General features: G+C 41.7%; 19 protein-coding genes, 2 pseudogenes and 1 riboswitch. Of the genes and pseudogenes, 3 read left to right on the plus strand and 18 right to left on the minus strand.

Annotated elements, in window-relative coordinates; genetic code table 11:
* Positions 1-78: 78 nt before the first annotated feature.
* The 18 genes and pseudogenes from trpA to UF75_RS05390 all read right to left on the minus strand — a co-directional run bounded on the left by trpA (position 79) and on the right by UF75_RS05390 (position 20,990).
* Positions 79-858, minus strand: a complete 780-nt coding sequence (trpA, locus tag UF75_RS05310; protein ID WP_045573564.1) for a tryptophan synthase subunit alpha — start codon at positions 856-858, stop codon at positions 79-81.
* Positions 851-2,035, minus strand: coding sequence for a tryptophan synthase subunit beta (gene trpB, locus UF75_RS05315; RefSeq protein WP_045573565.1), 1,185 nt, complete (start codon positions 2,033-2,035; stop codon positions 851-853). Before trpB ends, trpA begins: the two co-directional genes overlap by 8 nt.
* A complete protein-coding gene (locus UF75_RS05320; RefSeq protein WP_045573566.1) occupies positions 2,028-2,669 on the minus strand; it encodes a phosphoribosylanthranilate isomerase in 642 nt (213 codons plus the stop codon). Before UF75_RS05320 ends, trpB begins: the two co-directional genes overlap by 8 nt.
* On the minus strand, positions 2,666-3,472 hold the full coding sequence (gene trpC / locus UF75_RS05325; protein WP_045573567.1) for an indole-3-glycerol phosphate synthase TrpC: 807 nt from the start codon (positions 3,470-3,472) through the stop codon (positions 2,666-2,668). The genes UF75_RS05320 and trpC overlap by 4 nt, the downstream gene beginning before the upstream one ends.
* Entirely contained in the window at positions 3,469-4,491 is a 1,023-nt protein-coding gene (gene trpD / locus UF75_RS05330) for an anthranilate phosphoribosyltransferase (protein WP_045573568.1), read from the minus strand. The genes trpC and trpD overlap by 4 nt, the downstream gene beginning before the upstream one ends.
* A 2-nt stretch (positions 4,492-4,493) precedes the next feature.
* Complete coding sequence (locus UF75_RS05335) at positions 4,494-5,063, minus strand: aminodeoxychorismate/anthranilate synthase component II (RefSeq protein ID WP_045573569.1); 570 nt, start codon at positions 5,061-5,063, stop codon at positions 4,494-4,496.
* Complete coding sequence (trpE, locus tag UF75_RS05340; RefSeq protein WP_045573570.1) at positions 5,060-6,532, minus strand: anthranilate synthase component I; 1,473 nt, start codon at positions 6,530-6,532, stop codon at positions 5,060-5,062. The genes UF75_RS05335 and trpE overlap by 4 nt, the downstream gene beginning before the upstream one ends.
* 424 nt (positions 6,533-6,956) lie before the next feature.
* Positions 6,957-7,073: pseudogene (locus UF75_RS26835) on the minus strand (universal stress protein); the annotation flags it as partial.
* A 206-nt stretch (positions 7,074-7,279) separates the two neighbouring features.
* Entirely contained in the window at positions 7,280-8,395 is a 1,116-nt protein-coding gene (locus UF75_RS05345; protein ID WP_045573571.1) for a hypothetical protein, read from the minus strand.
* 616 nt (positions 8,396-9,011) lie between these two features.
* Positions 9,012-9,173, minus strand: a pseudogene (locus UF75_RS05350) (AAA family ATPase); the annotation flags it as partial.
* Positions 9,174-9,530: 357 nt separating this feature from the next.
* Positions 9,531-11,474, minus strand: a complete 1,944-nt coding sequence (locus UF75_RS05355) for a cell wall-binding repeat-containing protein (RefSeq protein WP_045573573.1) — start codon at positions 11,472-11,474, stop codon at positions 9,531-9,533.
* Between the two features lie 952 nt (positions 11,475-12,426).
* Positions 12,427-13,317 (minus strand): 4-hydroxy-tetrahydrodipicolinate synthase, encoded by an 891-nt coding sequence (dapA, locus tag UF75_RS05360; RefSeq protein WP_045573574.1) that lies wholly within the window; start codon positions 13,315-13,317, stop codon positions 12,427-12,429.
* Positions 13,318-13,404: 87 nt separating this feature from the next.
* A riboswitch (Lysine riboswitch) is annotated at positions 13,405-13,580 on the minus strand.
* A 265-nt stretch (positions 13,581-13,845) separates the two neighbouring features.
* Positions 13,846-14,589, minus strand: a complete 744-nt coding sequence (locus tag UF75_RS05365) for a glucose 1-dehydrogenase (protein ID WP_045573575.1) — start codon at positions 14,587-14,589, stop codon at positions 13,846-13,848.
* 17 nt (positions 14,590-14,606) lie between these two features.
* A complete protein-coding gene (locus tag UF75_RS05370) occupies positions 14,607-15,323 on the minus strand; it encodes an ABC transporter ATP-binding protein (RefSeq protein ID WP_045573576.1) in 717 nt (238 codons plus the stop codon).
* Positions 15,317-17,101, minus strand: coding sequence for a branched-chain amino acid ABC transporter ATP-binding protein/permease (locus UF75_RS05375; RefSeq protein WP_052693018.1), 1,785 nt, complete (start codon positions 17,099-17,101; stop codon positions 15,317-15,319). Before UF75_RS05375 ends, UF75_RS05370 begins: the two co-directional genes overlap by 7 nt.
* A complete protein-coding gene (locus tag UF75_RS05380) occupies positions 17,085-17,957 on the minus strand; it encodes a branched-chain amino acid ABC transporter permease (protein WP_045573577.1) in 873 nt (290 codons plus the stop codon). Before UF75_RS05380 ends, UF75_RS05375 begins: the two co-directional genes overlap by 17 nt.
* Positions 17,958-18,062: 105 nt before the next feature.
* Positions 18,063-19,298: an ABC transporter substrate-binding protein gene (locus tag UF75_RS05385; RefSeq protein WP_045573578.1), complete on the minus strand. Its 1,236-nt coding sequence runs from the start codon at positions 19,296-19,298 to the stop codon at positions 18,063-18,065.
* A 294-nt stretch (positions 19,299-19,592) separates the two neighbouring features.
* Entirely contained in the window at positions 19,593-20,990 is a 1,398-nt protein-coding gene (locus UF75_RS05390) for a sigma-54-dependent Fis family transcriptional regulator (RefSeq protein WP_045573592.1), read from the minus strand.
* A gap of 385 nt (positions 20,991-21,375) precedes the next feature.
* Between UF75_RS05390 and UF75_RS05395 the strand changes: the two genes are divergently transcribed.
* From UF75_RS05395 to UF75_RS05405, 3 genes are all read left to right on the plus strand, one after another.
* On the plus strand, positions 21,376-21,801 hold the full coding sequence (locus UF75_RS05395; protein ID WP_242860123.1) for a MaoC family dehydratase: 426 nt from the start codon (positions 21,376-21,378) through the stop codon (positions 21,799-21,801).
* Positions 21,802-21,823: 22 nt separating this feature from the next.
* On the plus strand, positions 21,824-22,573 hold the full coding sequence (locus UF75_RS05400; RefSeq protein WP_045573579.1) for a 3-oxoacyl-ACP reductase family protein: 750 nt from the start codon (positions 21,824-21,826) through the stop codon (positions 22,571-22,573).
* A 235-nt stretch (positions 22,574-22,808) separates the two neighbouring features.
* On the plus strand, positions 22,809-24,113 hold the full coding sequence (locus UF75_RS05405; protein ID WP_045573580.1) for an acetyl-CoA hydrolase/transferase C-terminal domain-containing protein: 1,305 nt from the start codon (positions 22,809-22,811) through the stop codon (positions 24,111-24,113).
* Positions 24,114-24,132: the final 19 nt, after the last annotated feature.

Genomic DNA, 24,132 nt, shown 5'->3' on the forward strand with positions numbered 1-24,132 from the left:
ACCCACTGGCGTAGGATAGGTTTCAGCGAGCCGCCTAATCCTAAAAGGAATACTTCGCGGCGATGGAGTCGTCTAAATTCACTCCTGTTCACTCACAGCGTTCTTCATACTTCTAACGTATTCATAAATATAAGAACCAGCGTTTTCGCCGTGCTTCTCGATTAGTTTGACTATGGCGCTCCCAACAATCACGCCGTCGGCGATCTTGGCAATCTCTCCAGCCTGTTTAGGAGTGTTGATCCCGAAACCTACGGCCGTGGGAACAGGACTTGATGCCCTGACGACCTCTAAGATCGACGGCAAGTCGGTTTTAATCTCACTTCTCATCCCCGTGACACCCATAGAAGAAACCACGTAGATAAAGCCAGTTGCTTCCTGCGCAATCTGTTGAATACGCTGTTCCGAGGTGGGCGCAATCAAGGAGATAACGTCTACTCCAAACCCTGCGGCAACGTCAGCCAGTTCACCCTTTTCTTCAAAAGGCAAATCAGGAATGATGATGCCGTCAACACCCAACTCAGCACAGCGGGCGAAAAAACGGGGGTACCCGTAGTTAAACACGGGGTTTAAGTAGGTCATAAAAACGAGGGGAACTTCAATCTTTTGGCGCACAGAGGCCACCAGGTCAAAAATCTTATCAACGGTTGCACCCGCAGACAGCGCGCGGATATTCGCCTCTTGAATGACCAAACCTTCGGCCATCGGATCTGAGAACGGAATGCCGATTTCCACCAAATCCGCGCCACCCCGGACCATTTCCATGATAAACTCCTCGCTCTTTTCCATGGAAGGATCTCCGCCCGTGATAAATCCAATAAACGCCTTGCCATTTTTAAAAGCCTGTGCGATTTTACTCATCGATACTTACCCCCTTGTAGCGTGCGATGGCGGCAACGTCCTTATCCCCGCGTCCTGACAGACACACGATTATGATTTGGTCCTTGCTCATTGTCCCGGCAATTTTCTGCACATGGGCAATAGCATGGGCGCTCTCAATGGCGCTGATAATGCCCTCTGTTCGTGCCAAATATTCGAAGGCTTCGACTGACTCGTCATCGCTTATGGGCACATACTTTGCCCGGCCTGTGTCGTGAAGGTTGGCATGTTCCGGTCCAATCCCCGGATAGTCAAGACCGGCAGAAATTGAATACACCGGCGCAATTTGTCCATATTCGTCCTGACAAAAATAGGACTTCATGCCATGGAATACGCCTAATCTTCCCTTAGCAATGGTAGCGGCATGTTTTTCGGTGTGAATACCATGTCCCGCTGCCTCGCAACCAATTAACTTGACGGTTTCATCCCCGATGAAGTGATAAAACGTTCCCATCGCGTTGCTGCCACCCCCCACACAGGCAACCACAGCATCGGGGAGTTTACCCTCAAGTTTCAGGATCTGCTCTCGCGCTTCTTGGCCAATCACACTCTGAAAATCGCGGACCATCATAGGAAATGGATGAGGTCCCATTACAGAACCCAAAACATAATGGGTGTCATGAACACGGGCTGTCCATTCCCGAAACGTTTCATTGACCGCATCCTTCAACGTCATGGTACCGCTAATGACCGTGTTAACCTTGGAGCCTAAAAGCTGCATACGGTAGACGTTTAAGGCCTGTCTGTCCGTATCTTCCTTGCCCATAAAAATCTCACATTCCAGACCGAGAAGCGCTGCCGCCGTGGCAGTAGCAACACCGTGTTGACCGGCGCCTGTTTCGGCTATGACGCGTGTTTTACCCATCTTCTTGGCCATCAAAACCTGTCCCAATACGTTATTGATTTTGTGTGAGCCGGTATGGTTGAGGTCCTCACGCTTTAAATAGATTTTAGCGCCCCCTAAATCCTTGGTCATTTTCTCCGCATAGTAGAGCAGAGACGGTCTGCCCGCATATTCACACAACAACTTGTTCAACTCTGCATTAAACTCAGGGTCGTTTTTAAAGTACTCATAGGATTTTTCCAGGTTAATGATTTCATTCATCAGGGTCTCTGGAATGTATTGGCCTCCGTGAATGCCGTATCTGCCTTTAGCCATTTCGCATTCTCCTAACTATTTCTAAAATTTTATCTCTATCCTTCATACCGTCCGTTTCCACTCCGCTGCTCAAGTCTACAGCATAAGGACTTGTCGCTGCGATTGCCTGTTCAAGATTGTCTGCCGTTAGCCCACCGGCCAAGAAAAAAGGTTTCTGTTTCTGTTTCTGTTTCTGTTGCTGTTGCTGTTGCCGTTTCTTCTCCTTACTGACTAGACTCCAATCGAAACTCTCACCTGTTCCGCCTGTTCCGTTGTCGAGCAGTAGAAAGTCCGCAGCAGTGTGTTGCGCACTTTCAATATCCTGCTGGGATAAAACGCGGACTGCCTTGATGATGGGCTTGTTGGTCAGTGTTTTTAATTGTTGGATATAATTTTCATTCTCTGCCCCGTGAAGTTGGGCCATTTCGATGATGTTATCGTTTAAGAGCCTTGCCACCTTCGCCAACGGCTGATTGACAAATACCCCAACTGGCGTGATCTCTGACCTAAGCCTAGGACGCATGGCTTCTGCCCATCCCCCACTCACCTGACGACGACTTTTTGCGAAAACAAAGCCGATAAAGTCGGGCATGGCCTCGTTAACGTAGTCGATATCGCAGTCCCGAAACAGTCCGCAAATTTTTATCTTCCTCAAACACAATCACCTCTTAGGATGCCACGTTCCCCTCTCAGTATGGCAAGCTGTTCTTTTTTATTCTCACTGCGCATTAAGCTTTCCCCGATTAGAACGGCGTCGGTCTTGTTCGCTTTCAGTCTTGCCACATCCGCAGGGGATTTTATGCCGCTTTCCGAGATGAAGAGGAGGTCTTCTGGCACCAAGCCACGAAGCCTTATGCTGGTGGTGATGTCAACCTCAAAGGTCTTTAGGTTGCGGTTATTGACCCCGATCACTCTGGCCCCCGCAGCGAGAGCTGATCTGACCTCCTCCTCTGTATGCGCTTCCACAAGAGCGGACAAGCCTAAGCTGTGGGCAATATCCAGATAGTCTTTCAAAGTATCGGTGTTCAGTAGGGCACAAATCAGAAGGATCGCTGAGGCGCCTATGATCTTCGACTCATATATTTGATAGCTGTCCACGATGAAATCCTTGCGCAGAAGGGGAAGGCCCACTTCCTTGCGGATCTCTGTGAGGTACCGGTCTTGACCATGGAACCAATAGGGCTCCGTGAGAACTGAAATAGCCGCGGCTCCCGCCGCTTCATATTCCTTCGCAATCTGGAGATAGGGAAAATCTTGAGCAATGATTCCTTGCGAGGGTGAAGCTTTTTTTAGTTCGCAGATAAAGGATAAGCCCGATACTCTGAGCGCCTTTTCAAAGGGAAAGCCGGTATTGGGGTCTAAAGCTTTGGACTCTGAGATGACTTGCTCTGCCGGTTTTCGTTGTTTTAGTTCAGCAACCCGTTCAACGGTTCGGTTAGCTATTTTTTCCAAGATCATCTCCTCACCTCGTTGGAAAGCCTCACGAATTCCTCAAGTTTATGGACAGCCGCGCCGCTGTCGATGAGGTCCTTGGCAAAGGGTATTGCGCTCTTGATGGTCGTTGCTTTACCGGCTAGATACAGACACAGTGCTGCATTGAGAACGACAACATTGCGCTTGGCACCCTGCTCAGTGCCGTTTAGAATGCTGCGGGAAATTTTGGCGTTCTCCTCAGCATCGCCCCCGATCAGCTCAGCCAAGGTACAATAATTCAGCCCCAACTCCTCCGGGTCGAGGTAATAGCTACTTAAAACGCCCTTTTCTATTTCGCAGACCTTCGTCTTGGTCGTGAGAGTTGCCTCGTCCAAACCGTCGCAACCGTGGACCACCATGCCACGCTTGACGCCGAGATTCGAGAGCACCTTGGCCAAAGGCTCCACAAGGTTTTCGTCATAGACGCCCATCAACTGCAGATTAGCCCCAGCGGGGTTGGCAAGAGGTCCCAAGATATTAAAAATTGTGCGGACACCCATTTCCCGCCGCACGGGAGCACAGTGTTTCATCGAGCTGTGATAGGCTTGGGCAAACATAAAGCAAAGATTGATTTCATTTAATATTTTTCGGCTATGCTCAGCGGTAATGGCTATATTAATGCCCAACTTTTCTAAGACATCCGCCGCGCCGCTTTTACTGGATACACTGCGGTTGCCATGCTTCGCTACGGGCACTCCACCAGCCGCAACGACAAAGGCAGTTGTTGTAGAGATGTTAAAGGTTCCTACCTCGTCACCCCCTGTGCCCACAATATCCATTACATCATACACCTCCTGATTGAGGTGTATGGCCTTTTCGCGCATTGCCAAAGCGCTGCCGGTGATTTCGTCGATACTCTCACCCTTCATCCGTAGTGCCGCGAGGAAAGCGCCCATTTGGCCATGCGTGGCGGTTCCATCCATCATTTCCCCCATGACCACCTTAGCTGTGTCAAAATCCAAGTCCTGTCCTTTAATGACCTTGTTAATTGCTTCAACTATCATGCTCAGTTCCCTCCTAAGAAATTTTTCAAGATGGTTCTGCCCTGGGGTGTCAGGATCGACTCCGGATGAAATTGAACTCCATAAACTTCATAATCTCGATGTTTAACTGCCATGATCTCCCCGTCGTCCGTGCGGGCGATTACCTTGAGTTCAGGGGGCATGGTGTTCTCGATAGCAGCCAGTGAATGATACCGTGCACCTTCAATCGTTTCAGGCAATCCGGCAAAAAGCTGACAATCGGTATCCATGATTATTTTTGACTGCTTGCCGTGCATTAGCTCACGGGCATAAGACACCGTGGCTCCAAAGGCCTCGCAAATGGACTGGTGTCCCAGACAGACCCCGAACACAGGAATTTTACCTGCGAAATGTCTTGAACTCTCGACACATACTCCCGCATCGGCTGGTCTGCCAGGTCCAGGGGAGAGGATAATTGCCTCTGGAGCCAAAGTTTCTATTTCTGCTATACTAAGCTCATCGTTGCGAATGACCTTAATATCGGGATTGATGGAGCCGATGAGTTGATACAGGTTATAGGAAAAACTGTCGTAATTATCGATTAAGAGAATCATCCGTCGGTAACCTCCTCAGACAGTTTTAGTGCGTTTATCACCGCTTGGGCTTTGTTGATACATTCCTGATACTCGTTTTCCGGCACGCTGTCGGCAACGATACCGGCACCGGAGCGAACAAAGACCTTGCCGTTCTTCTTAAAGGCAATGCGGATGGCTATGCAGGTATCCAGGTTACCCGTAAAATCAAGATACCCGATTGCACCGCCGTAAACCCCTCGCTTATTGTTTTCAAGTTCATTGATAATCTCACAGGCTCGGATTTTGGGTGCGCCAGAGAGAGTTCCTGCAGGCAACACGGCATCCACGGCGTCTAAAGCGTTTTTATCGTTCCGTATCTGCCCCTGAACCGTGGATCCGATGTGCATGACGTGAGAGAAACGCTCGATAGACAAATATTTGTCGACCTTTACCGTTCCGAATTTGCTGATTCTACCTAAGTCGTTTCGACCCAAATCCACCAGCATATTGTGTTCGGCCAATTCTTTAGGGTCGGAGAGTAAATCCTTTTCATTCTGAAGATCCTCCTCATCCGTCTTCCCTCTTGGTTTTGTGCCTGCCAGTGGGAACGTGAAGAGGTTACCATCTTGAAGTTTTACTAGAGTTTCAGGAGAAGCACCGGCGATTTCAAGATCATCGCTGGAGATATAGAACATGTATGGCGATGGGTTTAAGGTTCTCAAAACACGGTAGGCATTGAGCAGGCTTCCTTCAAAATCCGCTTCAAAACGGTTGGACAGCACAACCTGGAATATATCCCCTTCACGGATATGATGCTTGGCCTTGTTAACCATAGCGCAATACTCGGTTTCCTTAAACAAAGGGCGGAATTCAGAGGTGATTTTTGCGGGTTGTGTCTCTTGATAAGCACCGTGTTTGATGAGCTTTACCATGCCTTCAATTTCCATGACGGCCTTGTTATAGCCGGTATCCAGTTCTTCGGTCTTCACATTAGCAATTAAGATGATTTTCTGTTTTAGATGGTCAAAGGCGATCACCTTGTCAAAGAGCATCAGGTCTACGTCCTTAAAACATTCCTGATCCTCAGCGTCCAGTTTTAGCGACGGCTCATTGTACTTGATGTAATCATACGAGAAATAGCCTACAAGACCGCCGGTGAAGGGCGGCAGGTAATCAAACCGGGGGCTTTTGTTCTCGTCTAGGATCTGTTGGATATACTCTCGGGGGTGTTTTGTTGTAATTACAGTTGTTTTTGTACCCGAATTGATGTTGATCACTCCATTTGTACAAGCCAGCTCCAGTTTCGGGTCAAAACCCAAAAATGTGTAGCGCCCCCACTTTTCGGCACTCTCCAAACTTTCCAGTAAAAAACAATGGCGGCTGACGTTTTTGAAGATCTTCAGCACCTCAATCGGTGTCCTGAGATCAGAGTAAATCTCACGGCTGACTGGAATCATCTTATAATCCACTGCAATTTCCTTGGCTTCATCTAGGCTTGGTCTGTACATATTCACCCTCCTTTGGACGGCAAAAAACCCGTCCATGACTATATAGTCAAGGACGGGTTGATAAATCAATACCCGCGGTGCCACCTTGCTTTGCGGAAATTTCCGCACGCTTATCAGAATACTAACATATTCCTGGCAACTGACGTATGCCTTCACGTCGCGAAATACTCGGCTATAGCCTTTGATCGCGCCCTCCGTGGTCCATTTAACAATCTGCGTTCTGCCGGGTTCACAGCAACTCCGGCTCTCTGAAAGTGCACGATCTGTTTTTATCTCCACATCAACGGTTTTTTGTAGCTATTAAATTAGACTTTATAATATGCGTTTTATTACTGTTTGTCAACTATTTTGTGAGAACTGCTTTATAAGTGCTTCAATGGCGGAGGCAAATGGAAATAATCATTCAAAGGAAAGGTATGGCTAGTTATTTAACAATTAGTACGGGGCAATGGGAATGGGCCAGTACACGTTGTGTAACACTACCAACGATTGCTCCAGTAAAAGCTCCATGGCCACAAGTCCCCATGATTACTAAATCGAAACCTCCTTGCCCAAATCATAAAGACCCTCCAATAGTATATCGTAAAAAATTGTTCGAAAATTAATACTTTAACACTGCAATTGCCAAATTGTCCGATACTTAATATACAGAGAACAGAAAATGACAGCCTGAAAATGTGCTGTCATTTTGGTATAAGTATTTAATTCCTAAAGAGACTCGTTTACTCCCTATTTCATGTACATTATTCATTTGTGATTATCTAAGGTCCCTTCTGTATATCCGATATGCCAAACTTTTTGCTTCGAACAGGCAGAATACCAAATCCGCAATTTAGGTTCCTCTCCGATTTCCCGAACAAAACTGCTTCGGTAAATGTAACCATTGTCCCATTGATCTCCGACACCTGGTCCAATTAATGGTCCCAGAAGTGGCATACTAAGCTCTTTCGGTTGAGACATCGGTGCGGTCGCATAGAGCAATTGACAATCTTTCATCGCTCCTTTTTTAGGCCACCCAGCAATTAAAAAATCAATTTTTTGTTCAATGTGATTGGGCTTAGCTGCTATATGCCAAGGAATATACCCTCCATTCCATGTATCCCAAGGAGCATTGCAAGGTTGTCCTGAACTCCAGGTCATCCCATCTTTCGATGTATATAAATACATTGTCAAATTTCCGTCAGTAGCCCACATATACCACTCTTCAGCACTTTTACGCCATACCGTTGGTGATAGAACTAACCCGGTTTTTTTGTAGTCCCAAGCCTTTTCAAAGCAGAGGATCTTATCACTTTGTTTAAAAGTCGAACTAAATTTCTTAGTCCATATTTTTTCAAAAGCATTTTTACTATATTCACGCCAGTATAAGATCAGGGCGTTCTGATCTGGGTCAAAAACCAATTCCGGGTCAGAATTATAATTATCGTGCAAGGAACCTAACGGTTTTGAAACCAACGGATTTTTAATTCCAGGTGGATTATTCCAGTTCATCCCATCTTTGCTGACTAGAAAGCTGGGATTTTCCAAGGCACTATTAAAGTTTGGAAAAGGGGTAAAGGCCATCCAATAACGAAATCCTCCCCAAGTTTCAATGCCAAATTCTGTTGCAAAATCAATAACGCTCGGATGAACCGTTTGGCCGGAACAATCATAGGTTGGGGTTACTATATGATTAAATGCATTAATAAAGGGTTTGTTATCTATTTGATGAGAAAGGTTGGGAGGTTTGACTTCGTCCGCTATGACTAATGCCGATGGATGAAGTACTATTTTTGCTTCGTCTTTTAATGGGAGAAAACCAAAAAAGTAAACACTTGCCGCTGTCCCGATAGATGTTTTTAGGAAGGTTCTTCTCGTTATCATATTGAATTTCCTTTCAATGCAGCAAGCATTTTTTTACTGAGCATCTTTTCGACCTCCCCCCAATTAAATAACTAAGTGCCCAAATTCCTACAACCATCAGTTAACCTATCCCTGAGATTTAATGACGCCCCGAAAGGAGAGCGGTTTACGTTCACCAATTTTTGATCTTCCAAAAAATTATAGCATTTTCTTATACTATTTGAAATATCTTTAAGTTTATTATTCCAATACTCACCCAGTGGGTGATCTTTTGCAACTACTTTTTAATTGTCTACTTTAATACCTTTAATTTTTGATCATATGGATCTTTTAATTCAAACACCTTTCCCGTGTTTTTGCTGACAAAATACCATCCAATATTATTTTGAGTTATAGCATCACCTTTTGAGTCTTCCGTATAAACTCGAATGATAAAGCAATCTATTCCTTTAGGATCCTCGCTATTATTACGAAAACAAAACTGCCAAAACTGTTTTAAAACAATCAGGCAGAGTATTCAGAGTGAGATTTGTCTAACAACCAATGAAACTATCAGGTTATTCTCCCTTTAATATATCTGGCAAAATATTAATAGCATATAGTGGCACATTTGTCAGCCATTCTTCCTCCCTATAGTAGCACTTAGAAACTCCAAAAAATCCAAGGGATATAAGTCTAGAAATTCGATTTTTCCAACAGGAAACGATGTGCCCGGATGAAGTGCCACACCGAGCAACGATCCAGCAGCAATAACATGATATTCAGGAGCGTTTTCGTAAAAATATTTGAGGGAGGTCAATAAAGGTTAATTTCAGATGATATAAAACATCCTTTCAAACGCACTCGGACAAATCCGATTTCTTTAAATATAGTCCGAAGACGCGAGAGTGAATTTGCAAAAAATACTTCAATCAAGTGACTCTTTATAGTCATCCTTCCAACTTCTTCCATTTTCTAATTGCCTAAAAAGATCAACTAATGTTGCAAAGGTGTACTCTTAATCTCAGCCTTGCTATCAACTACTTAACTGTCGGCTATTGTTTGGTGTGTCTCATCGGTTAAGGGCAAGTGATTCCCCTTTTACACTCGGTTTAATGCAGTCCTTGTATGACGACACAAAAATACTTGTAAAACTTTATTATTTTATAGTTTTATTTTAATGAAGTTGTTCAGGTTGCCTAGTATCAATAGTTAATGTAGCACTTGTTGAAACACCGGTAGCCGAATCAGAGGCAGTTATTACTATTGAATTAAGCTCACCAAGATTAATACCTGTATTTGGCGTTAATGTCAGGATACCATTACCCGCATTAATCGTTGTAACATCATTTTTAAATATTATATTATTAGGGCGTGATAAATAAGAAGTGATATCATTTCCATTTTGATCTAATATTTTATATGTTGCATATCCAACTCCTGAACTAGCTACTGCCAATCCTGGTGAAGTAATTTCAATTTTACTGATTTTTACATTTTCAGTTAGAGTTGGAGTTGAAATTGGACTTCCAGTTGCACTCGAACTTCCAGAATTGGAAGTTGAGCTTAAACTTACAGTTATGCCTGATGCTAAGTCAACAAGGGTTATTACAATTGGTTTATCGATATCTGGAAGAGAATTATAGGTTATCGTACCTATTCCTTCTGATGGGTCTAAGGATATCGATGAACGTATAGATGTAACAGCACCTATCTGGGAAGCTGGAATTGTTCGGGTAATATCTGTACCCACTTTATCAAGTATTTTATATTTGAATGTAGCTATGGTTGGCTCAACTTTTGTATAATTACTTACACTAAGAGTAATTTGATTTCCATTAAAATTCGGGTTACTCACTGTTACTTCACAAGTAGCTTTTTCACTTCCATCCGTAGTGGTTACGGTAATGACCGCTGTTCCTGCGTTTAATCCTATGATATTACCAAAAAGGCTTACTCTTGCTACATCTGGATTGCTTGACACCCAAGTAACATTATTGGCATTTCCATATACAGGGTCGACTGTGGCTTTAGACATGTCAAGCGTTGCCATTAAAGTTTCGACTCCTCCTACGTTTATGGTTATACTACTTTTATTTAATCTTACTCTCATTGGTGAAACAGTATCTTCTTTAGGAACATTGTAGATGTTTAAATTTTGTATCACACTATCTGAAATTATTCCTGTTCCTCCAAACACATAAACATTACTTGTATTTGATACTCTTTGATGATAATAACCTTTTGTACTGGTCGGAGAATCATTATTAATGAGAATGATAGGTTCCGATAGTTTAGCACTATAAGCTGCCCCAGTTAATGCATCTGCAAAACCTTCACCAGTTGCTACGCATATACTGTCTGATTTGAAATCACTATTAAACCGTTGACTCACAACAATATTTCTAGCATATTTATCTGCTCCTAAAATTCGTTCAGTATTAGGAAATTGATTGCAAACTTTATCACTTATGATATCCGAATATCCTATTTCATAGGTTTTATTAACATTAATAGTGGAAATATAATTTACAACTGAATCTGGTATTGAATCATTTGGTACTAAAATAATTGGAATTTCCTTTATACAAGCAATTGATGCTACAGATAATGCATCGGGATAATCCTCGCCCGTAACGACAAACAATTCAGAAGGAGCAGTCGTGATTTGTTGTGCCACTTTTATTGCAGTATCATATTTGTCATTTCCAAAAATACGTGTTGTATTAACTCCCATTGATTCTAATTCAGACTCTACAGACGCATAGATCACACCTGTGCCGCCAATTATTATTACATTCTTCACGTGCAAATCAATTAAAGTTTGTTTAGTGGTATTTGGTAAACTATTAGAATTTGTTAATAGGATTGGAGCATTGTATTTTTTAGCTAATGGGGCAGAGGATAGGGCATCAGGATAGTTTTCACCGAAAGCTAAAATCGCATAATCCGATTGTGACCATCCAGATTTAGCAATTTGAGATGCCGTTTCGTAGCGATCGAAACCTGCCAATCTAGTTAGTGTTGGAGAAGTGTTTGCAAACGCTAATGCCGGAAACGACAAAGTAAAAATCATGGTTATAAGTAAAAATACACTTGTATTTCTTTTCTTCGATGACATAACAATTTCCACCTCTTTATTTATTTTACTATTCACAAGTATATCATACTATAGGACACTTTTTTGTAAGAAAATTGTAACATTATGTCAGCGATCAAAAATATAAGAACCACGTATGTATCTATGCATTAATGACTAGTACAAATTTTATTAAATTTTAATGGAATATAATTCCTCCTCTTATGACTTACACCTTCAATAACCTAAGACCGGATATGCTTTAAAACAGTCCCAGATAATGTGATTGAATATGGCACACCCAAATCAGTTACTAAAGAAGTCTCAGTACCGTCATCAGACATTTCAATACTTATGATTTAGTTGTGCCTGTCTTGATAAAGCTTCACTTATAGAACCAAGCCATTTTGCTCTATTATCTTCTGTTTATGAAACAACCCAAGTTAGTATCCAGGCAAATATCATATAAGGTATATATACGAGTTAAGTCAGGAATCTCGCCAATCTTGTGAACACTACATCGTCCTTCATCTGAGTTCAAAATCATTAGACAACCTACAGAATATGTTCAAGATGTTTAAGCAATTCGCAACTGAGAAAAACATTCCAGAATGCAAGAAATTTATCAACAGCTACATTGATAAAGTCATCGTCTACAAAGACCACCTTGAAGTAACATTCAAGGTGGTCTTTTCCTTTGAGCAGAAAAATAACATCTACTCATTATAGAACATCGGTTAAAATAACCAATCTTTTTAAGACTTACAGTAATGCTGTTGGACAGTAAATGATATTCTCATGTCAAGTTTAAGTAAACTTTGGCATTATCGACAATCTTAGATTTCCAATGTTCTTATTACGATATTTGCAATATTTCGAGAACTAGTTGATTTTAAAAGCGAACAGGGACAAGGTACCTGTCCCCCAGTAGGTCTGTCCCCCAGTAGGTCGGGTACAGTAGGTACCCCAGCGGTCTCGTCACTAATAACCTTCCTCATACGTTTAATCCATGTGCTCTCATAAGAGAGACCAACTTTTCACGGTTTGTATCCTCCATAGTAGTGAGAGGCAATCTGAGATAATCCTTGCAGAAACCCATAGCTGCCATAGCAGCCTTGACTGGAATAGGGTTTACTTCACAAAACAGTGCGTCTATAAGGGTATAAAATTTATATTGCTGCTCAGCACTGCCGGCAATGTCACCATTAAAGAAACGGGTGCAAATCTCACGAGTCTGTGCAGGCATAATGTTGGAAAGCACAGAAATGCCGCCAACTCCACCAAGCGCCATAAGTGGAACTATCTGATCGTCATTGCCTGAATACAAATCAAGCTTGCCACGCACACGGGCCATCGTTTCAACAATTTTTGAAATGTTGCCATTTGCTTCTTTAATCCCTACTATATTTTCGTGTTCAGCTAATACCTCGTAGGTTGCAGGCTCAATATTTATACCTGTCCTTGAAGGCACATTATAGAGAATGATAGGCTTTGTACTCTTGTCGGCAATTTGAGTAAACATTTTAATCAGGCCTTTTTGCGTAGCCTTGTTGTAATAAGGGGTAACTACGAGCATTGCATCCGCACCTGCTTCACAGGCACAACGAGTGAGGTCATGCGCGTATTCGATGTCATTGCTACCTGTGCCTGCGATGATCGGCACTCTGCCTCCTGCGTACTGAACTGCAAATGTAATTGCTGCTCTGTGCTCCGCGTCAGTTAGGGTCGACGCTTCACCTGTGGTTCCACAAATCACCAGAGCATCGATCTCTTCTGCAATTTGCCAATCGATCAATTTGCCAAACTGCTCATAATTAATTCCTGTTTCGTCCAGAGGAGTGATGAGAGCAGTGGCGATACCTTTGAAAACAGTGTTCTTTTTCATGTTAATTCTACGTCTCCTTTTATATTAAAAAATAGCTGATACGGAATCAGCTACTAAATTACCTATATGATTTTCTAATCATACTGTAATATAGATAGCTCTCCGCAAACGCGACAGTTGAACAAATCTTATTTTGTTCAACCAGCCCAGTCCCCACGTAATTGGGACCAACTTCGGCATCTACACCTTTCACCGAAGCCACGGTCTTACGTAAACCTTAACAACTTCGGGTACTGATTGTACGATGCACCTCTATCGATTATATTCAGTCTAGTCATATATCGTTATACTTGTCAAGCCCAAATTAGTAGAAGCACAAGGAGACGTACTTCTTCATCACCAACCGCCTCATATGACTTCAATGAAGGCTATGCTTAGGGTCTACCTACTGCCAACTGAAAAGCCGGATGCAATTCTTCACAAAAAGGTGGTTAATGCATCCGGTTTTTCTATGATCACAACGATTTAATGATCGAAATAAAATGTTATAATTTTTAGTTAAAGTCTTTTTAATTAAGGTCTCCTAGATTATCTGTACATGAATCCACCGGCAACTAAAAGTTCTTCACCTGTAACCCAGGAGGCTTCTTCACTGCACAAATAAGCGACTACGTCAGCAACTTCTGACGGTTTCCCCAGTCGTTTAAAGGCGGTCTTGTCGACTAAATCCTCCAGCACATTCTCAGGCACAGTGCGCATCATCTCAGTATCAATCACACCGGGGCGTACACAGTTAACACTAATATTATGTCTTCCACCTTCTCTAGCCAGACTCTTCGTCACAGCAATAATACCTGCTTTTGTAAAAGCATAATTAGCCTGTCCGGCTTCGCCACTCGCATTTGTCGAGGACAAATTGCAGATCTTCCCGTATTTCTGAGCTTTCATAATCATCCAAGCTTCTTGGGTGCAGTTAAATAAACCTTTACCATTAACGGCAATAACATCATCCCACTGTTTCTCGGTCATTTTATGAAATATTGCATCTTGCGTAATACCAGCGTTATTAACAAGGATATCCACAGTACCAAACTTTGCTACAATTGCTTCGAAAACAGCTTTTACCTCAGAGCGATTTACGATATTACATCCCAGCCCAATAGCCTTATCCCCACTGGGATCAAGTTCCATCGCCAATTGTTGAGCTCCAACAGTATTAACATCCATGATTGCAATCTTGGCGCCCTCAGCATAAAACTTTCTCACAATCGACTCCCCAATACCTTTGGCTCCACCGGTAATCACGGCAATTCTTCCATCAAACCTGGACATAGATAACTCCTTCTTCCTTAATACTTTTTCGATCCGAGATAACTCTCAACAACCTTTGGATCATTCATAATTTCGACAGCTGTACCTCCCAGTGCTATACGACCAGTTTCCAGTACGTATGCTCTATCCGCGATCTTTAAGGCCATGTTAGCCATTTGTTCTACCAGCAAGATCGTCGTCCCTTGTTCTGAAAGTTTCTGAATCATATCAAAAATATTTTTAACATAAATTGGCGCTAACCCTGCAGAGGGTTCATCAAGTAACAATAATTTAGGATTAGACATCATCGCACGAGCAATGGCTAACATTTGCTGTTCACCACCACTCAAAGTCCCTGCAACCTGTTTTGATCGTTCCTTTAAAATGGGGAAAAGGTTATACATTTGCTCAATATTCTTTTGAAACATTGGCTTATCTTTTCTAATAAGATATCCTCCCAGGACCAGATTTTCATACACCGTATGCTGAGGAAATACTTGTCTGCCTTCAGGACACATTGCCAGCCCCAGCTTTACTATTTTCTCTGCCGGAGTGCGGGCGATATTCTGACCTTCAAAAAGGATCTCACCTTGTGTTGGTTTAAGTAAACCCGTTACCGTCTTCATAATCGTCGTTTTACCTGCCCCATTGGCTCCGATAATAACAACGACTTCTCCCTGATTCACTTCAAAAGAGACCTGCTTAATAATCTCAACCTTACCATAGCTAACATGAATATTATTGACCTTTAGCATGCTTCCACCACCTCGTTCTTACCCAGGTAAGCTTCAATCACTTCTTGATTCCCTTGTATTTCCATGGGGGTACCCTCAGCTAGCTTCTTACCAAAGTTTAGAACAGTAATGGAATCCGATATATCCATCACAAAATCGATGTGATGCTCGATTAAAAGAATAGTAATACCCTTACTTTTTATTTGCTCGATAATGTGAGCTAGATATCTGATCTCAACCTCATTGAGACCAGCTGCCGGTTCATCCAGCAAAAGTAAATCCGGTTCCATGGCGAGGGCTCGAGCTATTTCCAGGAATCTTTGTTGTCCAGCGGATAAACTATCGGCAAATTCGCTCGCTCTATCCTCCAGACCCACCATCTTTAATAAAGCCCAAGCACGTTCGCGAGTCAGCTTTTCTTCCTTGCGACCTCTGCCGGATTTAAACGTGTAATCAAATAAGTTGCTGCGGTATTGACCATGATGACCTACCATTATATTTTCCAGGACACTTATTTTGCCGAATACTTGAACGCTTTGGAAGGTACGGCTAATTCCTGCCAGGGCAATTTTGTAAGGTTTTATATTATTTATTTCCTGACCATTAAATACGACTCGACCCTCATTAGGCTTATATACTCCTGTGATGATATTAATCATGGTACTCTTCCCAGCGCCATTCGGTCCGATTAGGGAATGAACTGAACCTTTTTTAACGGTCAGGGACATGTTTTGAATGGCATTCAACCCCCCAAAACGTTTGGTTACATTTTCGAGTACCAGCAGAGTATTGTTTTCATTGCTCTTTTGTTTGTCTACGATGGGATCAGCTTCAATTTTCTCTGGTTTTTGTTCTTCAATTAATTTGGGGAACTTTCTAATGATCGCTCCACTTATTCCATAGGGCAAACCAATTACGACAACAATCATCAATAATCCATAGACAATTAAGCGATACTGCTCCAATGCTTGCAAGTATTCGGGAAGAATGGTTAACAACAAAGTACCAATAATCGGGCCAGCCATGGTTCCCTGCCCACCGATAATAATGGTTAACAGGAAGAAAACCGAAAGGTTAAAGGTAAAGGTATCCGGACTAATATAACTACTTAAAAATGTATAGAGGCACCCCGCCAACCCTGCTAATACTGCACTCAACACAAAGGCCATTAACTTGTAACCCATAATGTTAATGCCCATACAACCTGCTGCTATTTCATTATCTCTGATGGCTGAAAAAGCTCTGCCGACAGGGCTCTTCATAATATTTTTAACAAGCCATAATACTAAAAGACAGATAACCAAAAATAGATAATATACCTGTGTTTCGCTTAAAGGCTGCCCCCCCATTTCGATAAGGGGTACAGAAATACCACCCGGTCCCCCTGTGAGCGGTACCCACTCTACTAGAAGCTTTTCAACGATAACTCCAACTCCAATTGTAACAAGAGCCAGATAATGCCCCGATACTCTCAGGGTTGGTATACCTACAATAAATCCACAAATACCGGCTACTGCCATTGCGGCAGGTAAGCACACCCAAAAAGACATATCTAATTTTACGGCAAGGATTCCTCCTGTATAGGCACCTATGGCATACAAACCTGCCTGACCCAGGGAAACCTGCCCGGCATATCCTGCTACTATATTAAGTCCTGTAGTAATGATTAAATAAATGAGCGCCAGACTTAAAAGCCTTAAGAAGTAAGAGCCGGCTGCGGGACCAGCTAAAAATCCAATGAGTACTAATACTCCTAAAACAATGATTAAGGTTTGCTCTTTATTATACTTTCTTTTCATATGCCACCCCAAATATCCCTTCTGGTTTGATACTAATAGCTATTATCATAATCAAAAAGGCGATTGCATCTTTATACCCTGGTGTCACTTGGGTCATAGCCAGCGCTTCTAATATTCCTAATAATAGTCCTCCCGCAAAAGCGCCTTTACTATTTCCTACCCCTCCAATGATGGCAGCACCAAATCCTTTTAAACCTATAGTAGCGGTCATTTGAGGTCCGACAAAGGTAATAGGACTTATTAATATACCAGCAATAGCAGCAATAATCCCGCTCATAGCAAAACAGGTTAGAACTATTTTCTGGGAACTTATCCCCATAAGCTTTGTCACGCTATGGCTAAACGAGGTAGCCTTGATTGCATTGCCAAGGATTGTTTTCCCCAGTACGACATTAAAAAAAAGGGCTATTAATAAGGTTATAACCAGCACCCAAATATCGTGAGGGAGTAGTTTAATACCAAAGATCTTGACTAATTCAGACCCACCTATCGGCGGAAATGCTTTGGGTTGGGTACCAAAGACAAGCATGGCGATATTTGTGAACACTATACCTGCACCTAGGGTGGCCATTAACCATCCTAGGGAATTGCCTAATTTGTCTCCAAAAGGTCGTACTGTACAGTAATATAAGATAACGGCTACTATAGCAACAGTAATGCACGTTAGGATAAGACCCAGAAGAAACGGGATCCCACTGGTTACTATAAAAGTGAGTGCAAACATAGCTCCTAACATAACAATTTCACCATGGGCAAAATTGATAATACCCGTCGTGGAATAAATTATATTAATAGCTAGCGCCAGCAGTGCATAGATACTTCCCATGACCATTCCACTCTCTAAAGCTTGAAACATCCCATCACTTCCTTAGATTATAGTTTAAAAAATTCGAGGCAGCTGAAAACTTATTAGATTTTTTGGTGGAATAACCTCGTCAAGTTATTCCACCAAATGCTATCTCTATTCAACTAACTGGAACATTCCTTTAGTGTACTTGGTTACCAAACCAACGGATAATTGGGAAGGATCATTGCCATCATGTTTGTCTGGTCCAAATTTGTAGTTCGAGTTCGCGCCATCGTAGTTTGTGATTGATTCAATAGCCCCTTTTATCTTATCTGCTTCATAACTTTTATTTTTCTCTACGCCTTCTTTGATAATATAAGCGCAGTCATAGAATGAAACGGCCGTAGCAAAAATTATCTCATTGGTTACCTTAGCACCAAATTTATCTTCGAAAGCTTTTACTAGCGCAGCCTGCCGGGCAGGAAGTGGCTCATTTTCTTTATACGTACACTTAGTTGGTGTATTAACAAGCGTTCCATTGGCAGCGCTTCCGGCGAGATCTCTGTAAGCAGGTTGACCTACACTGGTGTAGCCATGAAGTTCGATCTTGGGAGGTAAATAATCAAGTTTCTCTAAAGCTTTAGAAATTTGAGCTCCGTCAACCCCCAAGGTAAAAAACAAAGCTGAGTCACATTGAGCGTCCTTAATTTTTCGCGCTACAGGCAACATATCAACATCACCTACGTTATAGGAACAATCGACAGCAGGCTGTTTACCCATCTGTTTAAAAGCAGCTTCCATATCCGCTTTGGCTCCACTTCCTAGTGCCGAAGTGTCATGAACCATGGCTATTTTTTGGCGTCCCTTGTTCACAGCCCGTTTGACCATAAATATTGCCTGATCTCGGTCATTGATATGGGTTCTAAATGAATATGGGAACTCCTTTTCGTTGATAAGAGCCGCTCCGGTACACCCACCGTTAAGGTGGATTATTTTATTCTGATTCAGGTAGGGTTGAATAGCTTTGGCACAAGTTGTATTTGTAGGACCAATAAACGCATCAATTTTTTCCTTCGTCACAAGTTCACGCGCCAAACTAAGCGATTTGGTGGGATCAGCCTCATCATCGCGTATAACCAGACGAATTGGAACTCCATTTATCCCGCCTTTAGCATTGATCTCTTCTACAGCAATCGTAGTACCATACTTCGCGTTATTACCTAATTGAGCACTAGCTCCGGTCATCGCACCGATAACCCCTATAACAAATTCCTTTTTATCCGATTCCTTATTACTAGACTGAGTTTGGGGACTTCCACACCCTGCCAGAATGCCTGCTGGGAAAGCCAAAGCTGCTAATGTAGCTGCTCCTGAAAGCTTCATAAATTTACGGCGAGATACATCTTCCATTATTTTTCCTCCTCATTAAATTAATCGAGTGATTCTTTGTATATACTTTCGACACTTGATACTTTTAAACTTGCAAAAAATGTGCCAGTTTTTAAACAAGCTTTCTATATTCTATTTAATAAACAATCAAAATGGTTTTTAAGAATTTTCAAATAAGTCAACTTTGTACAAATCTTCTCATATTGCAAATTTACCACAATTCATATTGCAAATTTGCAATATGTCTTATTTTTTCGACTAAATAAGATTAAGGACTAAATCAAAGCCTCCTCAGAACTACTGAAGAGGCTAATATTAATATCCGTATTTTTCCGATTCCTGATCCCTCAGATTGACGACATGAACCTTTCTGTAGATAGCTGAACGGTCAATACGCAGTATCCGCGCGGCTTCACTTACGCATCCATTACATTCATGTAAAATATTCTTAATATATTCCTTCTCGACTTGATTCATTATTTTCTTAAGTGGAGCTTTTGAACTTACAGTGATACCAAAGGTCTCATTTTCGTTATGATTAAGGTTAGTAACAATATTTCGTGGTACATTTGTTATTTCCTCAACTTGATAATCAATAACCTGACCCACGGTTGTTATCACTAAGCGTTCAATCAAATTGCGAAGTTCGCGGACATTTCCTGGCCACCTATAGTTCAGAAATCCTTTGAGCGTTTCTGCTGAAAATACCTTTTCATACCCATATTTTCTATTTAATTCTTCTAAGAAGATATCACTCATTGCCATAATATCCTCAGACCGTTCGCGCAGAGGAGTTAAGCGAAGAGGAACGACATTAATTCGGTAAAAGAGATCTTCCCGAAAGGTTTTATTGGCAATCATCATCTTTAAATCACGATTTGTAGCACAAACTAATCGAAAGTCAACTTTTCGTGAAGTTGTGCTCCCTATTCTTCTAACATCGCCGTTTTCTAAGACACGTAATAATTTTGCCTGAAGTATAAGTGGCATCTCACCGATCTCGTCAAGGAAGATCGTCCCCTTATCGGCTAGTTCAAATAATCCTGGTTTTCCTTTAGCATCTGCGCCCGTAAAGGATCCTTTTTCATAACCAAACAACTCAGCTTCAATCAAGTTTTCAGGAATCGCTGAACAATTAACCGTGATAAAGGCTTCTTTAGATCGACGACTAATACTATGTACATACTTTGCCAATACTTCTTTACCCGTACCTGATTCACCATATAATAGAACAGAAGAATCTGTAGGTCCTACCTTATTCGCTTTAAGTAGTAAATTCTTCATAGCTAGACTCTCAGCCACTAAATGCCTATTCTTAAGACCTTGATTTCTCAAATATTGAACTTCATCTTTATATCGTTGAACAAGTTCTCGCTCTTTGTCCAAAGTTTGAGCTAATTTCACCAGCGTATCTTGATCTCGACTATTACTGATGACCATCGTAATATTTCCATTATCATCAAATAATGGTCGACTGGTGCACATCAGATATGCACCATCCCGGGTTTTGAGTACTCCGGTCACAGTTGATCTCTTCTCAATTGCTTCCAAGGCAATTGATTTATCCCAATAACCTTTTTCAATAAGTTCTCTAATATTTTTACCGACCATTTCCGTTGCTGGTAAGTTCAGAAGTCGCTCTGAGGTCGGATTTGCCAATAAAATATTACCCATGGCATCGGTAACAAAAATTGAATCATAAGAATTATCCATAACTTCTTCAAGGGAATGCGGGTAACTCTTAATGGCACCTTTTTGTCTCAATCATTCATTTCACCCTTTTGTTAATTATTAAAAGCTAAATGATTCACTGACAAAAATTATAATTTATAAATTATTTAAAGTATATATACTTTTAGAAGATTCTACAATACTCAAAAAATAACAAAGCCAGTTGACTTACAAAAAATGTGTTTGTATAACTCAACTGGCTTTGTTCCATCTTTTTAAATATCTTGATCTTGCCTCAAACCATGCAGTGACGCTCTGTCCACCACCACAGCAGAAGGAGACCAGACCATTTTTATGTAGTTACTTACGGTTTCTGGTACAAAATTTGCAGTATTCAAATACCTGAAAAATTTTTGTGAGGTGAACAATGATGGATTACGGAACAGTTATAAAAAAATGGGAAGATTTCAAAGTTGGTGATTCCACTAATTATGCTAAAACCATTACCTCTGCGGATATTGTAATGTGGTGCGGACTCACAGGTGATATGAACCCAATTCATCTCGATCGTGAATACAGCAAAAAAACCCAATTCAAGGACATTATTGTACCTGGGGTCTATGTCTTAGGATTTATATCAGCTACTTTAGGAAAGATCCTAGGCAGTATCTATGCTTCTCAAAATGTTCGATTCACGAAACCCGTTTATGTGAATGATACAGTTTCGGCAGAATCAACGATCATTGAAAAGCTTGAAGAAAAACGTATGCTCAAACTCCACACCTGTTGTGTTAATCAGAATCATGAAATCGTATTAGATGGCGAGGCCCTACTCTATATCCCGCAGCCTTAAAAAATAACGAAAGGGAATTAGAATGAAGAATATCTTTAGCTTAAATGGAAAGGTTGCTCTTGTCACAGGGGCAGGACAAGGTTTAGGTGCGGTCATGGCTCAAATCCTTTCCGATGCAGGAGCATCTGTCGTCTGTGCAAGCAGAACTCTTTCGAAAGCAAATGATGTACGTGACTCCATCCTACGAGAAGGTGGGTCAAGTATTTCTATTCAGGTCGACGTTGGTAACGCTCAAAGCGTTGAAAACATGGTACAGCAAACCTTAGCTGAATACGGTACCATTGATATTCTCGTCAACAACGCCGGGGTTAACCATCGGGAATTATGTGTCAACATGACTGAGGAGCAATGGGACGATGTTATTCGCGTGAACCTAAAAGGAACTTTTCTTTGTTCACGGGCCGTCGGACCTACTTTTATTAAAAATAAGCAAGGTAAAGTAATCAATATTACCTCAGTTATCGGGTCTCAAGCACTACCAACCCGAGGATCCTATTCCTCTTCCAAAGCAGCTGTTATCCAATTTACTAAAGTCCTCGCTTTGGAATGGGCACCTTACAATATTAATGTAAATGCCATAGGCCTTGGGTACTTCAAAGGAAGAATGAATGATTCTTTAAATGACCCAGAATCCATTCTCAATCGTATTCCTTTGGGAAGAATGGCTGATCCTGAAGAATTGGCGGGTACCATTATTTATCTCAGTTCTGAAGCCTCAAATTATGTAACTGGTCAAACACTTTTCGTCGATGGTGGTTTCCTTTGTAACTAGGTAGTTCGCGATCTTTCAATTGGGTACACCATGCGTGGTGCACCTATATAGTAAATCCACAACAAAAAGTGTTGTGGATTTACTATATATTCTATTATTAAGACTATTAATATAATTCCAAATAACGAAATTTTACTGTTGGTTCTGTTTTTATTCACATATATCAATTTGGCATTATTTTTGCAGTAGCTTGGGTTAATCCAAAATTCTATATCTTGAAAGGAGTATCTTCTCAATGGATTGGAGAGAAAAGTATAAGAGCCGCTTAACAACTACTGACGAAGCAGTAAAAGTCGTTAAATCAGGTGATTTTGTTATACCAGGCCATGCGGCAAGTGAATCAGAACTACTTGTAAATGCTCTAGCCAAACGTTACCTTGAATTGGAAAATGTCACCCTTATCCAAGGGGTTGCCCTTGGTAGTTCGCCTTACTGTAAACCTGAAATGGAAGGTCATTTTATCTTAAAATCCATGTTTGTAGGTACAAATACCCGAAAATCAATCTGGGAAAACCGTGGGACGTTCTTCCCGCTGATGTTTCATGAGTTCCCTCGGGCTTTTCGCGAAGGTTATTTAGGATCTGACGTCTTTATCACTATGGTTAGCCCGCCTGATGAACATGGCTACTGCAGTCTGGGAATGTCAGTCGATCACTCGAAAGAGTTAGTTAAATGTGCAAAGGCAGTCATCGCTGAAGTCAATCCAAATGTCCCACGTACCTATGGAGACACCTTTGTTCATGTCAGTGACCTTGATTACATCGTTGAAAACGATGGTCCTATTCTGGAACTCACTCGTTTTGCAGCCATGGATGAAGTTACTCAAGCCATAGGTCGAAATGTAGCTGCGCTTATTAAAGATGGCGATACACTCCAAATGGGCGCTGGAACTATTCCAGATGCCATACTTCATTACCTCAAGGATAAAAAAGACCTGGGTATTCACACCGAAATGTTTTCCGATGGTCTCATTAATCTTATTGAGGCTGGAATCGTTAATTGCTCTAAAAAAAGCCTAAATCCCGGAAAAATTGTCGTAACCTTTGCAGAAGGGACTAAGAAGGTTTACGAATATATCAATACAAATCCCATGTTTCAATTTCATCCCGTTGATTACGTCAACAACCCTTGTGTAATTGCTCAAAATGATAATATGGTTGCCATCAATTCTGCCTTAGAAATTGACTTAAGTGGTCAGGTATGTGCTGAAGCCCTTGGGACAAAACAATACAGTGGCATCGGCGGACAATTAGACTTTATCCGCGGCGCAGCAGCTTCCAAGAATGGTCGACCAATTATTGTTCTACAGTCCACAGCTAAAAACGGGACTATCTCAAGAATTTCCTGTCAATTAAAACCAGGAACCCCTGTAACGACAACTCGTAATGATGTTCATTGGGTTGTTACTGAATATGGAGCTGTCAATTTATTCTGCAAATCTGAAAGAGAAAGAGCTGCAGCTCTTATCAGCATTGCCCATCCAAACTTTAGAGTTGAGCTAAAACATCAATACCGCGAAATGTATGGTCGAGTTATATAAATTAACGAGGTGAAATTAT

The sequence above is a fragment of the Desulfosporosinus sp. I2 genome, from assembly GCF_000960765.1.
Classification (GTDB): Bacteria; Bacillota; Desulfitobacteriia; order Desulfitobacteriales; family Desulfitobacteriaceae; genus Desulfosporosinus.